13 protein-coding genes are annotated in these 13,247 nt (G+C 70.0%); 10 read left to right on the plus strand and 3 right to left on the minus strand.

The window, feature by feature from the left end:
* The 4 genes from ACFYW8_RS38665 to ACFYW8_RS38680 all read left to right on the plus strand — a co-directional run.
* Positions 1 to 502, plus strand: a 502-nt coding sequence (locus ACFYW8_RS38665; RefSeq protein WP_389089991.1) for an Hsp70 family protein, incomplete at its 5' end; no start/stop codon positions are given.
* Complete coding sequence (gene grpE / locus ACFYW8_RS38670) at positions 499 to 1,158, plus strand: nucleotide exchange factor GrpE (RefSeq protein WP_365878919.1); 660 nt, start codon at positions 499 to 501, stop codon at positions 1,156 to 1,158. The genes ACFYW8_RS38665 and grpE, both read left to right, overlap by 4 nt.
* A 33-nt stretch (positions 1,159 to 1,191) precedes the next feature.
* Positions 1,192 to 2,379 carry a molecular chaperone DnaJ gene (gene dnaJ / locus ACFYW8_RS38675; RefSeq protein WP_389089995.1) on the plus strand — a complete coding sequence of 396 codons (1,188 nt, stop codon included), beginning with the start codon at positions 1,192 to 1,194 and terminating at the stop codon, positions 2,377 to 2,379.
* 7 nt (positions 2,380 to 2,386) lie between these two features.
* Positions 2,387 to 2,839: a heat shock protein transcriptional repressor HspR gene (locus tag ACFYW8_RS38680; RefSeq protein ID WP_389089998.1), complete on the plus strand. Its 453-nt coding sequence runs from the start codon at positions 2,387 to 2,389 to the stop codon at positions 2,837 to 2,839.
* A gap of 85 nt (positions 2,840 to 2,924) precedes the next feature.
* Here the strand turns inward: ACFYW8_RS38680 and ACFYW8_RS38685 are convergent, their stop codons facing one another.
* A complete protein-coding gene (locus tag ACFYW8_RS38685) occupies positions 2,925 to 3,500 on the minus strand; it encodes a hypothetical protein (protein ID WP_389090000.1) in 576 nt (191 codons plus the stop codon).
* A gap of 663 nt (positions 3,501 to 4,163) precedes the next feature.
* On the opposite strand from ACFYW8_RS38685, the gene ACFYW8_RS38690 reads away from it, so the two are divergent.
* Both ACFYW8_RS38690 and ACFYW8_RS38695 read left to right on the plus strand, forming a co-directional pair.
* Positions 4,164 to 5,285 (plus strand): sugar ABC transporter substrate-binding protein, encoded by a 1,122-nt coding sequence (locus ACFYW8_RS38690; protein ID WP_389090002.1) that lies wholly within the window; start codon positions 4,164 to 4,166, stop codon positions 5,283 to 5,285.
* A 700-nt stretch (positions 5,286 to 5,985) separates the two neighbouring features.
* The gene (locus ACFYW8_RS38695) at positions 5,986 to 7,050 is read left to right on the plus strand and encodes a LuxR C-terminal-related transcriptional regulator (RefSeq protein WP_389090005.1); all 1,065 of its coding nucleotides are present in this window, start codon (positions 5,986 to 5,988) and stop codon (positions 7,048 to 7,050) included.
* Positions 7,051 to 7,117: 67 nt separating this feature from the next.
* On the opposite strand, the gene ACFYW8_RS38700 is transcribed toward ACFYW8_RS38695, so the two are convergent.
* Positions 7,118 to 8,110, minus strand: a complete 993-nt coding sequence (locus ACFYW8_RS38700; protein ID WP_365878929.1) for a helix-turn-helix transcriptional regulator — start codon at positions 8,108 to 8,110, stop codon at positions 7,118 to 7,120.
* Between the two features lie 266 nt (positions 8,111 to 8,376).
* Between ACFYW8_RS38700 and ACFYW8_RS38705 the strand changes: the two genes are divergently transcribed.
* Both ACFYW8_RS38705 and ACFYW8_RS38710 read left to right on the plus strand, forming a co-directional pair.
* Positions 8,377 to 8,625: a hypothetical protein gene (locus ACFYW8_RS38705; protein WP_389090009.1), complete on the plus strand. Its 249-nt coding sequence runs from the start codon at positions 8,377 to 8,379 to the stop codon at positions 8,623 to 8,625.
* A complete protein-coding gene (locus ACFYW8_RS38710; protein ID WP_365878933.1) occupies positions 8,622 to 8,957 on the plus strand; it encodes a hypothetical protein in 336 nt (111 codons plus the stop codon). Before ACFYW8_RS38705 ends, ACFYW8_RS38710 begins: the two co-directional genes overlap by 4 nt.
* A 275-nt stretch (positions 8,958 to 9,232) precedes the next feature.
* Here the strand turns inward: ACFYW8_RS38710 and ACFYW8_RS38715 are convergent, their stop codons facing one another.
* Entirely contained in the window at positions 9,233 to 9,646 is a 414-nt protein-coding gene (locus ACFYW8_RS38715) for a TIGR03618 family F420-dependent PPOX class oxidoreductase (RefSeq protein WP_365878935.1), read from the minus strand.
* Positions 9,647 to 9,777: 131 nt separating this feature from the next.
* Between ACFYW8_RS38715 and clpB the strand changes: the two genes are divergently transcribed.
* Together clpB and ACFYW8_RS38725 are read left to right on the plus strand one after the other, a co-directional pair.
* Entirely contained in the window at positions 9,778 to 12,390 is a 2,613-nt protein-coding gene (gene clpB / locus ACFYW8_RS38720) for an ATP-dependent chaperone ClpB (RefSeq protein ID WP_389090156.1), read from the plus strand.
* 298 nt (positions 12,391 to 12,688) lie between these two features.
* On the plus strand, positions 12,689 to 13,237 hold the full coding sequence (locus tag ACFYW8_RS38725) for a YbjN domain-containing protein (RefSeq protein ID WP_365878939.1): 549 nt from the start codon (positions 12,689 to 12,691) through the stop codon (positions 13,235 to 13,237).
* The last annotated feature ends 10 nt before the right edge of the window (positions 13,238 to 13,247 follow it).

Here is a 13,247-nt window from a genome sequence, read left to right on the forward strand (position 1 = left end):
CATCGACGCCAACGGCATCATGCACGTGACCGCGAAGGACCTCGGCACGGGCAAGGAGCAGAAGATGACCGTCACCGGCGGCTCCTCGCTGCCGAGGGACGAGGTCGACCGCATGCGCCAGGAGGCCGAGAAGTACGCGGACGAGGACCACGCCCGCCGCGAGGCCGCCGAGACCCGCAACCAGGGCGAGCAGCTCGTCTACCAGACGGAGAAGTTCCTCAAGGACAACGAGGACAAGGTCCCCGGCGAGATCAAGACCGAGGTCGAGGCGTCCGTCGAGGAGCTGAAGGCCGCGCTCAAGGGCGAGGACTCCGCCGAGATCCGCACCGCCACCGAGAAGGTCGCCGCGGTCTCGCAGAAGCTCGGCCAGGCCATGTACGCCGACGCCCAGGCCTCGCAGGCCGCGGGCGGCGACGCCCACGGCGCCGAGGCCCCGAAGGCCGACGACGACGTCGTCGACGCCGAGATCGTCGACGAGGACCGCCGGGACGGTGCCGCGTGACGGAGGAGACCCCGGGCTACGAAGAGCAGCCCGACGTCCCTTCCGGCGCCACCTCTGACGACGCCGAGCCGCAGTCCGCCACCCCCTCTGCGGAGGGGGCGGCGGCCCCGGACGGGGACGCAGCAGCACAGTTGACCGGCCTGACGGCCCAGCTGGACCAGGCCCGTATGGCGCTCACCGAGCGCACCGCGGACCTCCAGCGGCTCCAGGCCGAGTTCCAGAACTACCGCCGCCGGGTCGAGCGCGACCGGATCGCGGTCAGGGAGGTCGCCGTCGCGAGCCTCCTGACCGAGCTCCTGCCCGTGCTCGACGACATCGGCCGCGCGCGGGATCACGGCGAGCTCGTCGGCGGATTCAAGTCCGTCGCCGAATCGCTGGAGACGGTCGCGGCGAAGATGGGGCTCCAGCAGTTCGGCAAGGAGGGCGAGCCCTTCGACCCGACGATCCACGAGGCCTTGATGCACTCGTACGCGCCGGACGTCACCGAGACGACGTGCGTGGCGATTCTGCAGCCGGGGTATCGCTTCGGCGAGCGCACCATCCGCCCCGCGCGGGTGGCCGTCGCCGAGCCGCAGCCCGGGGCGCAGACGGTCAAGGCCGAGGAATCGGCCGAGGCGGCCGATGACAAGGAGAGCGGTGGCCCGGACGAGGGCTGAGCTTGAACGGACGAGGGAGGAGGGACGTCGGGGATGAGCACCAAGGACTTCATCGAGAAGGACTTCTACAAGGTCCTCGGCGTCCCCAAGGACGCCACCGAGGCCGAGATCAAGAAGGCGTACCGGAAGCTCGCCCGCGAGTTCCACCCGGACGCCAACAAGGGCAACGCCAAGGCCGAGGAGCGCTTCAAGGAGATCTCCGAGGCGAACGACGTGCTCGGCGACCCCAAGAAGCGCAAGGAGTACGACGAGGCACGCGCCCTCTTCGGCAACGGCGGCTTCCGGCCGGGTCCCGGCGCGGGCGGCGGCAACTTCAACTTCGACCTGGGGGACCTCTTCGGAGGCGGCGCCCAGGGACAGGGAGCGGGAGGAGCCGGCGGCTTCGGCGGCGGTATAGGTGACGTCTTCGGGGGCCTGTTCAACCGCGGCGGCGCCACCACGGGAACGCGGACGCAGCCCCGGCGCGGCCAGGACATCGACACCGAGGTCACGCTCTCCTTCACGGAGGCGGTGGACGGCGCGACCGTTCCGCTGCGGATGACCTCGCAGCAGCCGTGCAAGGCCTGCTCCGGCACCGGCGACAAGAACGGCACACCTCGCGTGTGCCCGACCTGCGTCGGAACCGGCCAGGTGGCGCGGGGCTCGGGCGGCGGTTTCTCGCTGACGGACCCCTGCCCGGACTGCAAGGGCCGCGGCCTGATCGCCGAGCACCCCTGCATGGAGTGCTCGGGCAGCGGCCGTGCCAAGTCGTCCCGGACCATGCAGGTCCGGATTCCCGCGGGCGTCAGTGACAACCAGCGGATCCGGCTGCGCGGCAAGGGCGCGCCCGGCGAGCGGGGAGGCCCGGCCGGCGACCTGTACGTCACCGTCCATGTCGACGCCCACCCGGTCTTCGGCCGCAAGGACGACAACCTCACCGTCACCGTGCCCGTCACCTTCGCGGAGGCGGCGCTGGGCGGCGAGGTGAAGGTGCCGACGCTGGGCGGCCCCCCGGTGACCCTGAAGCTGCCGCCGGGCACGCCCAACGGACGCACCATGCGCGCCCGGGGCAGGGGCGCGGTCCGTAAGGACGGCACGCGGGGAGACCTCCTCGTCACCGTCGAAGTGGCGGTCCCCCAGGACCTGTCCGGCAAGGCTCGTGACGCTCTGGAGGCGTATCGCGAGGCGACCGCGGGTGAGGACCCGCGGGCGGAGCTGTTCCAGGCCGCGAAGGGAGCATGACGGAGCCATGGACACGACCGGTCGTCGACGCAACCCGTACGAACTGACCGAGGAGACTCCGGTCTACGTCATCTCGGTGGCGGCCCAGCTCTCCGGACTGCACCCGCAGACACTGCGTCAGTACGACCGGCTCGGTCTGGTCTCTCCCGACCGCACGGCGGGCCGGGGCCGCCGCTACTCGGCCCGTGACATCGAGCTGCTGCGCACCGTCCAGCAGCTGTCGCAGGACGAGGGCATCAACCTGGCCGGCATCAAGCGCATCATCGAGCTGGAGAACCAGGTGGCCGCTCTCCAGTCCCGTGTCGCGGAGATGGAGTCGGCCCTCGACGGCGCCGCGGCCGCCATGCGGCAGCGCGAGGCCGCCGTGCACGCCTCCTACCGCCGTGACCTGGTTCCGTACCAGGAGGTCCAGCAGACCAGCGCGCTGGTCGTGTGGCGTCCCAAGCGGTCGGCGGAGTAGAACCCGGTTGCCGGAGTGGACCCCGGTCGTCCGAGCGGAACCCGGGCGCCCTGGCAGGGCACGGACATCTGAAGGGGCCCGGAGGTCATCGACCTCCGGGCCCCTTCGCGCGTTCGGGACGCGAGGACCGCGTCACCGGCTCCGGGCACCGGCTCGGTTGCCGGCGGCGTACACGGCCGTCACCGAGTAGTAGCGGCCGTCTCCCAGTAGTAGGGGACTGCCCGCTGTAGTAGGGGACAGCCCGCTCGGCCGTGGCGTCGCGGTACGGGTCCTGGCCGGTGCCGCGGATTCCGCTGGAGGAGCCTTTTTCGGACGTCGTCCGGTGCGCCTCGTGCGAGGCCACTCCCGAGGTCACTCCCGAGGCCACTCCCGAGGCCGCGGTCCGGCCGGTCCCCGGTCCGCCCTTCTCGGAGGGATCGGTGACGGCCGGGCGGCGGGGCACGGCCGTCACCCTCCGGTCGGTGGTGGTCGCCGCGCGGTCCCTCCCGCCCGCGGACCGGTTGCCCTCCGTGTCGTGGGCGCGGACCTCGTCATACCAGGTCTCGACGGTCGGCGGGAGGGGCGCGTGGGTGTGCCCGGTGGCGGTCGCGGTGGTCCCTCGCTTCCCGGTCCCGCCGCCCTTGAGGCGATGGGCGACGCGCTGTCCGGCGAGGTCCGTCACCTGGTTCCTGGACCGGGCGGCCCGGCCCCTGCCCGCGGCGGTGTCGTCATGACGCCGGAGAACCCCTCCGCGGGTGGCTTGATCTGATCGGTGCCGAAGAGGGAGGCTTTTTTGTTGATGAAAGTAAGCCTTTGTCTCTCTTGTCCATTTGGAGAACGCGGGCGCACAGGGGCCCGGTTCTCCTTGATGGCGAAGCGTTGGTCCGTCTTTTCCCGTGCGTCGGGGAATGCGGCATTCGCGAAGAACCGTGGTTCGCGGCAAGAGTGATGTGCGGTTGGTCACGGTGAAGGTGGCCGTGCCGGTCGCGGTGAGCGGCCCGACCGCGGTGGTGAACGCGAGGGTGGGGGAGGGGGGTGCCCTTCGCGCCGACGGCTCTGTCCCGCGTTCCTCCCGGTCCGCCTGATCGTCAACGATGGTTAAAAATCTGTTGGCGATCACGTCCCCTGTGAACGGGAGTTGGTTGTACGGGTGAATGACAGAAGGTGAAGCTGAGGGGATTGGTCGAAGGTTGGGCGTAGTCTTTTCCCGTCGTGTTCACTTGTGGAACACGAAGCGCCGTTGCCATCTCGTTAAGTGGTTACTCCTTGACGCTGAGGTGATCGCCGCGTTGGCTTTCAGCCACCTGGGTCGCAATGCTGCAACCTCGCCCGGAAGGCACCTGATGTGAACACTCGTAACACCGGCCTCCGCCGTACCGCCATATCCCTGGCGTCGTCCGCCATGGCCGTCTCCCTCACCGGCTGCGGCATGGGCTTCGGCGGGAGTGGCACCTCGGCAAGCCCCACGAAGGGCAACGACATCAAGGTGGGCCTGCTCCTTCCCGAGAAGGAGAACTCTCGTTACGACAAGTTCGACTACCCGATCATCAGGGAGCAGGTCCGCAAGCTCACCGACGGCAAGGGCGACGTCGTCTACTCCAACGCCGAGCAGGACGCGGCCAAGCAGCTGCGCCAGTTCCAGCAGATGGTCGACGACAAGGTCGACGTCATCCTCGTCGACGCGGTGGACTCGGTGACCATCGCCAAGGGTGTGCGCAAGGCGAAGGAGGCCGGTATCCCGGTCATCGCCTACGACCGTCTGGCGCAGGGCCCGATCGACGCGTACATCTCCTTCGACAACGAGTTGGTCGGCGAGGTCCAGGGCAAGGCCCTGGTCGGCGCGCTGGGCACCAACTCGGCCTCGAAGAAGATCATCATGATGAACGGCTCGCCGACCGACCCGAACGCGGCGCAGTTCAAGGCCGGCGCCCAGTCCGAGCTCCAGGACAAGGTGATCATCGCCAGCTCGTACGACACCAAGGACTGGAAGCCGGAAAACGCCAAGGCCAACATGGAGCGGTCCATCCAGAACGTCGGCCTGAGCAACATCGCCGGTGTCTACGCCGCCAACGACGGCATCGCGGGCGCGGTCATCGACGTCTTCAAGGCCGCGGGCGTCACCAAGGTGCCGCCGGTCACCGGTCAGGACTCCGAGCTCGTCGCCGTGCAGCGGATCATCAAGGGCGACCAGTTCATGAGCGTGTACAAGTCGTACCCGCAGGAGGCCAGCGCCGCCGCCGAGATGGCCGTCGCCCGGGTCCAGGGTCGCTCGATCGAGTTCGACGCGCTCACCCGCGACAAGGTCAGCAGCCCCACGAACAAGGACATCCCGTCCCAGCTCGTGCCCGTGGTGGACCTCACCAAGGACAACATCGAGGACACGGTCATCCAGGACAGCATCTACTCCGTCAAGGAGATCTGCACGGTGCCCTACAAGGCGGCCTGCGGCGCGCTCGGTATCAAGTAGGTCCGTCCCCCGGCCGTCTCGGGACCGAGGCGGTGGGCACGGTTCCGGCCCCGGCTGCGGGTGCGCGCCATGAGCGCGCAGCCGCAGGCGGGGCCGCTCCGTATCCGCCCCGGTGGGCACCCCGTCGGCGGTTCGGCCGTCATCCCGACCGGTGCCCCGCGCGGCGCGGGAGGCCCCTCGGGGGAGCTGTGCGGCCGTCTGGCCGCACGGCACCGACTCGGCCCGGCCCGGGAGCGCACACGGCCTGCCCGGCGCGCTCAGGGGCGTACGCCCTCATCCGGCGTGATCGCCCCATGCCCACCTCGCCCGCGTCGACGCCGACGGCCGGGAACTGGACGCGGGAACCTGACATGGGTACGCGCGTGAACGCGGACCCCGAGGACGACGGCGGCGCCTGTCGCACCGCCACGGACGGCATCGACGGGAGTCACGCCTGCGGGGCTGCGGCCGGGACGCGGGCCGGCGTGCTCGCGGGGCCGTTCCGCGGTGTCACCCGCACGTCCGGGTGGCATCCCCTTCAGCTTGTTGCAGCGAGCGTGGCGAAGATCCTGATTTGTCAGGACGAGAAGGGGCGAACGGACGCCCCTCGGCGACACAGCCTTGTTGCGGTGCAGGACGCGTCCGCGCATAGTTGCGCTGCGGAGGACGCCCTGACGCGGGGCTGCACGCCAGGGGTTGGAGCTGGAGCCAGGGGTGGGAGATGGCCGGGCACGGGACGGACAGGCATCCGCACGGCGCTGACCGACTGTGCGATGCGGGCGACCGGGTGTACTCACGGGCCGTGCGGCGTGGCCGGGTGCCGCGCGAGGACGCCGAGACGGTGCCCTGCCTGCTGGAACTGGCGCTGCTGCACCCCGATCCGGACGACATGGGCTGGCTGGTGCCGACCTCGCCCCAGGAGGTCATGACCAGGCTCCTGCGGGGCGTGTACGAGGAAGTCAGCGCGAGCCAGGCGCGGGTGGGCGACGCGGTGTCGGCCTTCGAGTGGTACGCGGGCCTCGGCGGCCGGGTACGGACGCCGGCCGAAGGGGTGGCGATCCGTGTCCTCGACGGGCTGCCCCGGATCCACGCCGCCATGGACAAGGCGACCGAGGAGTGCACCAGCGAGGTCCTGACGGTGCAGCCGGGCGGCATCCGGCGCGAGGACGAACTCGTGGAGGGCCTGCACCGGGCGATGGAGATGCGCCGGCGCGGGGTGCGCATGCGCGATCTGTACACCCACGTGGCCCGGCACGGTCAAGGCCTTCTGAACTACATGGAGTTGATGGGCGACGCGGCGGAGGCCCGCACCCTCGACGAGGTCGTCGAACGGCTCATCCTCTTCGACCGCACCGTCGCCTTCATCCCCGCGAACTCGGACCGCACGATCGCGCTGGAGCTGCGTCACCCGGCGCTGGTCGACTACTTGGTGACGGTCTTCGAGCGGTTGTGGCGGCTGGCGATCCCGCTGACCTCGCCGATGCCCTCGACGGGCATCGAGGGAATCACCCACCGGGAGCGGTCCATCGCGGCGTTGCTGGCCGAGGGGCACCAGGACGCGGTCGTCGCGGAGCGCCTGGGCATCAGTGTGCGCACGTGCCGGGCGCACATCGCCCGGCTGTCGGAGACACTGGGAGCGGCGAGCCGGACGCAGTTGGGTGTGCGCATCGCCCAGGCGGGACTTGACGGGCCGCAGCGTTCCCCCGCACCCGAGGCGGTCACCGTCGTGGAGGCGGCGTCGGGAGCCCCCGCCGTCCCCGACCGCGGATCCCCGGCCGGCCGCTGAGGAAGGCGGGCCGGTCCCGGCCCCTGCCGCCCGGGAGGCGGACCGGACGGTCTGACGGCAGCCGGCGTCACTCCCCTGCCTCGGGCTGGTCCAGGAGTCCCGACTGCGCTATCAGGAAGCCGAGTTGAGCCCGGCTTCCGCTGCCGAGGGCGGAGGCCAGCTTGGCGATGTGGGCGCGGCAGGTACGGACGTTCATGCCCAGGCGGCGGGCTATGGCCTCGTCCACGTGCCCCTCGATGAGCAGTTTGGCGATGGAGCGCTGGACACCGGTGACGCCGTTGGGGCCGACGTCGTTCGGAACGTCCTCGGTGAGCGGGACCGCGCGTTGCCACAGCTGCTCGAAGACCTTGCTCAGGTACAGCACCAGGCCGGGGTGGCGGAGTTCGAGGGCGACCCGCCGGTCGTCGCTGGCCGGTATGAAGGCGACGGTGCTGTCGAAGATGATCAGCCGCTCGATGAGTTCCTCCAGGGTGCGGACCTGGATCCTGCCGCCGGATATGCGCTCCACGTAGGCGAGCGTTCCCTGGCTGTGTCTGGCGGTGTGCTGGTACAGGGTGCGGATGCGCACCCCGCGGTCGGTGAGCGGTCTGTCGCGCTCCAGCGCCTGCATGAGGGCGTCGGCGGGGCGGCCGCCGCCCGGCTGGATCGTCAGCATCTCCGTGTGACACTCGGCGGTGGCCGAATTGAGCGCCGCGTTGATCCGGTCGAACCCTTCCAGGACAGTGATCGCGTGGATGCTCGCCGCGCTCTGCGTGCTGATCGCGATGAACGGATCGAAGGAGTCGGTCAGTTCGATCGCCAGCCGGCGGCGTTCCTGGATCTCCCGTTCCAGAGGCTGCAGGCGCTGGGCGAGCGCGACGGACGGCGGAACCGGGCGCAGCCACTTCTCGTCGTCGGGGTCGGGATGAAGCAGTGCGAACTCCAAGAGGCAAGGGGCTGTTTCCACTTCGACCCGAGTGATGCGGCCGGAGTGCAGCGCACTGGCGTAAAGGCGTGCTCCTTCGTCACACAACGTGGTGACAGCGTGGGGATGTGTCGGTTGTGAGTTCTTTGTGGTCAAATCTCCACCCCCCAGGGTCCTGAACGTGCAGGAACATGATGCATCGCTCCTGTGGCATTGACGTGCCTGAATAAGCCATCGTCTTGTGACGACGGGGGAGAAGATTCCATCAAGTGAGGACGAAGCCGACTATGCGAGCGAGATTGCTTGGTTCAGTGCTTGCCGCAGTCTTCTCTGTCGCTGTGGCGTTCGGCGCCCTGGGAGGCTCGGGTCTTGATGCCGGGGGTGCCCGGACGTGGGCCGACCCGGACAGTGGTTGGACCAGCGTGAAGGCGACCCCGGCGGACAGCGGCTGGACCGCTGTCGAGGCGGGGGTCCAGGGAGACAGTGGCTGGACCGCTGTCGAGGCTGCGACCCAGGGAGACAGTGGCTGGACCGCTGTCGAGGCCGCGGCCCAGGGAGACAGCGGCTGGACCCGCGTCGTGGCGGTCCCCGCGGACAGCGGCTGGACCGACGCCGTGGCGGTCCCGGCGGACAGCGGCTGGACGATCATCTCCGCGGGCGCAGAAGCATGACCATTCCTCCCGACGACCGTTCCTTCCGCCGAGAAATGGCCACCGCCTACCGGTCCGGCTGGCATTTCATCGACCTGGTCACCGCCATCCCCGGCAGCGGCGACTCGCTGATGGTGACCGTGTTCGGTGAGCCCGTCGTCGTCACCCGCGACGACGACGAGGACGTACGGGCGTACCGGTGTCTGCGGCGGCCTCGGGGGGCGCCGCAGCCCGTCCGGTGCGCCATTCGTTACGGAATGATCTTCGTGAACCTCGATCAGCGTGACCACCAGCTGACCGGACCGGACGTCCCGGACGTCCAGACCATCGCAGCCACCCCCCGCAGTGCCTGACGCGATTCCCCCGTCGTAGTAGATCGCGCAGGTACTTCCCCCCGCAGCGGCGTCACCGTGACCTGAACACGGTGACGCCGCTGCAGTTTCCGGGGAAATCTCCGGTTTTCGCCGGATCCCGGCAAGGGCTGGAACCGGTCGCGGGACGTGAGGTCGCGGGACCGGGTCAGGGCGCGTCCGCGTGTGCGGGCGGCGAGCCGCGGCGCGGGGCGCGGGGCCGCTCGCCCCGTCGGCTGTCCGGGGGCTCGGCCCGCCCGCCGGTGCCGGTCGCGGGCTCATCCGCGGCCCATCGCCGCCGTGAGCTCGATCTCGATCACCACGCGGGACGGGTTCGGCGACGGTGTGCGCTCGTACCGCTCCGCGTAGCGCCGCACCGCCTCCGCGACGCGCGCCGGCTCCGTGGAGACCCGGGCCCTCCCCTCCAGCGTCGCCCATCGCGGGCCGTCCACCTGGCAGACCGCCACACGCGCCCCGTCCGTCCCCGCCGCGAGCACATGGCCCACCTTCGCGCTGGACTTGTCGGTGATGACCCGAGCGAGACCGGCCTCGGGGTCGTATGTAACGCCGACGGGCACCACGTGCGGGCTGCCGTCGGGGCGGAGGGTGGTCAGGGTGCACAGATGGCGCTCGCGCCAGAAGCTCAGGTAGGCGGCGTCGGGCTGCCGCGGGTCCACCGGATAGGAAGCCATGGGGCCCGAATCTACGCCTCATGGGCGTCCATTTCCCTCCCCTTGCAGCCTTGAGTGGAATAGACTCAACTTTGTGTAAGTTGACCGAGTCAGGAAACGGTCAGGAACGCCAGGAGGAGGAGAACGCGAACGTGGACGCCGAGCTGACCAACAGGAGCCGGGACGCGATCAACGCGGCCAGCAACCGCGCCGTGAAGGAGGGGCACCCGGACCTCACCCCCGCCCACCTGCTGCTCGCTCTGCTGGAGGGGCAGGACAACGAGAACATCATCGATCTGCTGGCAGCCGTGGACGCCGATCAGGCCTCCGTGCGCGCCGGCACCGAGCGCGTGCTCGCCGGCCTGCCCAGCGTGACCGGCTCCACCGTCGCGCCCCCGCAGCCCAACCGCGAGGTGCTCGCCGTCATCGCCGACGCCGCCGAGCGTGCCAAGGAGCTCGGCGACGAGTTCATCTCCACCGAGCACCTGCTCATCGGGATCGCCGCGAAGGGCGGAGTGACCGGCGACGTACTCTCCCAGCAGGGCGCCAGTGCCAAGAAGCTGCTGGACGCGTTCCAGAAGACCAGGGGAGGGCGCCGGGTGACGACCCCGGATCCCGAGGGCCAGTACAAGGCGCTCGAAAAATTCGGCACCGACTTCACCGCCGCGGCGCGTGAGGGCAAGCTCGACCCCGTCATCGGCCGGGACCACGAGATCCGCCGGGTGGTGCAGGTCCTGTCCCGCCGTACGAAGAACAACCCCGTCCTCATCGGCGAGCCCGGCGTCGGCAAGACCGCCGTCGTCGAGGGGCTCGCCCAGCGGATCGTGAAGGGCGACGTACCGGAGTCGCTCAAGAACAAGCGGCTCGTCTCCCTGGACCTCGGCGCGATGGTCGCCGGCGCGAAGTACCGGGGCGAGTTCGAGGAGCGCCTGAAGACCGTGCTCGCGGAGATCAAGGACTCCGACGGGCAGGTCATCACCTTCATCGACGAGCTGCACACCGTCGTGGGCGCGGGCGCGGGCGGCGACTCCGCCATGGACGCGGGCAACATGCTCAAGCCCATGCTCGCCCGCGGTGAGCTGCGCATGGTCGGCGCCACCACCCTCGACGAGTACCGCGAGCGGATCGAGAAGGACCCGGCGCTGGAGCGGCGCTTCCAGCAGGTGCTGGTCGCCGAGCCGACCGTCGAGGACACCATCGCCATCCTGCGCGGTCTCAAGGGCCGCTACGAGGCCCACCACAAGGTCCAGATCGCCGACAGGGCGCTGGTGGCCGCCGCGACCCTGTCCGACCGCTACATCACCTCCCGCTTCCTTCCCGACAAGGCCATCGACCTCGTCGACGAGGCGGCCTCACGGCTGCGCATGGAGATCGACTCCTCCCCGGTCGAGATCGACGAGCTCCAGCGGGTCGTCGACCGGCTCAAGATGGAGGAGCTGGCGATCGGCAAGGAGACCGACGCGGCCAGCCGGGAGCGCCTGGACAAGCTGCGCCGCGACCTCGCCGACAAGGAGGAGGAACTGCGCGGTCTCACCGCACGCTGGGAGAAGGAGAAGCAGTCCCTCAACCGTGTCGGTGAGCTGAAGGAGAAGCTCGACGAGCTGCGCGGCCAGGCCGAACGCGCGCAGCGAGACGGCGACTTCGACACCGCCTCCAAGCTGCTCTACGGCGAGATCCCCACCCTGGAAAGGGACTTGGAGGAAGCCTCGCAGGCCGAGGAGGAGGTCGCCAAGGGCACGATGGTCAAGGAGGAGGTCGGGCCGGACGACATCGCGGACGTCGTCGGCGCCTGGACCGGCATCCCGGCCGGCCGTCTCCTGGAGGGCGAGACACAGAAACTCCTGCGGATGGAGGCCGAGTTGGGCCGCCGCCTGATCGGCCAGGCCGAGGCCGTGGGGGCGGTGTCCGACGCGGTGCGGCGCACCCGGGCCGGTATCGCCGACCCGGACCGGCCCACCGGCTCCTTCCTCTTCCTCGGCCCGACGGGCGTCGGCAAGACCGAACTCGCCAAGGCGCTGGCCGACTTCCTCTTCGACGACGAGCGGGCGATGGTCCGCATCGACATGTCGGAGTACGGCGAGAAGCACAGCGTGGCCCGGCTGGTCGGCGCGCCGCCCGGGTACATCGGCTATGAGGAGGGCGGCCAGCTCACCGAGGCCGTACGCCGTCGCCCGTACAGCGTGATCCTGCTCGACGAGGTGGAGAAGGCGCACCCCGAGGTCTTCGACGTCCTGCTCCAGGTGCTGGACGACGGGCGGCTGACGGACGGTCAGGGGCGGACGGTCGACTTCCGCAACACCATCCTGATCCTCACCTCGAACCTGGGCAGCCAGTTCCTGAGCGGGCAGAGCCTCGCCGATCCGATGAGCTCCGAGGAGGAGCGGAAGCGGCAGGTCCTGGAGGTGGTCCGCGCCTCCTTCAAGCCGGAGTTCCTGAACCGGCTGGACGACCTCGTCGTCTTCTCCGCGCTCGACCAGCGGGAGCTGGAGCGCATCGCCAGGCTCCAGATCGACCGCCTGGCGAAGCGGCTCGCCGAGCGCCGGCTCACCCTGGAGGTCACCGACGCGGCGCTGGCCTGGCTGGCCGAGGAGGGCAACGACCCGGCCTACGGAGCGCGCCCGCTGCGGCGCCTCGTCCAGACGGCCATCGGCGACCGGCTGGCCAAGGAGATCCTGGCGGGCGAGGTCAAGGACGGCGACACGGTCCGCGTGGACGCCTTCGGCGACGGCCTGATCGTGGGACCGGCGACCGGCAAGACGCTCTAGCCCCAGCCCCAGCCGTAGCCCGGTGCCGGTGGCAGTACCGGAACCCCGTACCGGTACCGGCTCTACCGGAACTCGGCGAGCGAAGGACCCGCGGCACACCAGCCGCGGGTTCTTCGCATGTTCACGCCAGCGCCGTACGAGCGACTCCCGGCGTGCCCGTGCGGGCGGTCCCCGCCAGGCCTGATGCCCGTACGTGACCGGATCTTGTCAGCCACCGGCGGACAGGCCCCGTCAGGGGTTGCCGCTCCCCTCCCCGCATGGGGGAGGATGGCACCATCCGTACGAAGGGAAATACACGGTGAGCATCGACCCGTCCTCGATTCCGAACTTCGGGGGCCAGCCCGAGCCGCAGTCCGGCGGCCCCGCGGGCCCCGTGGTCCCGGATCAGGACCTCGTGAAGCAGCTCCTCGAACAGATGGAGCTGAAGTACGTCGTCGACGACGAGGGTGACCTCGCGGCGCCGTGGGAGGAGTTCCGTACCTACTTCATGTTCCGCGGCGAGGGTGACCAGCAGGTCTTCTCGGTGCGGACGTTCTACGACCGCCCGCACCAGCTCGACGAGAAGCACGCGCTCCTCGAGTCGATCGACGACTGGAACCGCCGCACCCTGTGGCCCAAGGTCTACAGCCACACCCACGACGACGGCACCGTCCGCCTGATCGGCGAGGCGCAGATGCTGATCGGCACCGGCGTCAGCCTGGAGCACTTCGTGTCCTCCACGGTCAGCTGGGTGCGCGCCGCCATCGAGTTCGACAAGTGGCTCGTCGAGCAGCTCGGCCTCGAGCAGGAGATCAACGAGGCGGAGAAGCCCGAGGACGACGGCGGAGCCGAAGCCGAAGACGAGTAGGCCCGTCCTC

The sequence above is a fragment of the Streptomyces sp. NPDC002742 genome (assembly GCF_042888885.1).
Classification (GTDB): Bacteria; Actinomycetota; Actinomycetes; order Streptomycetales; family Streptomycetaceae; genus Streptomyces.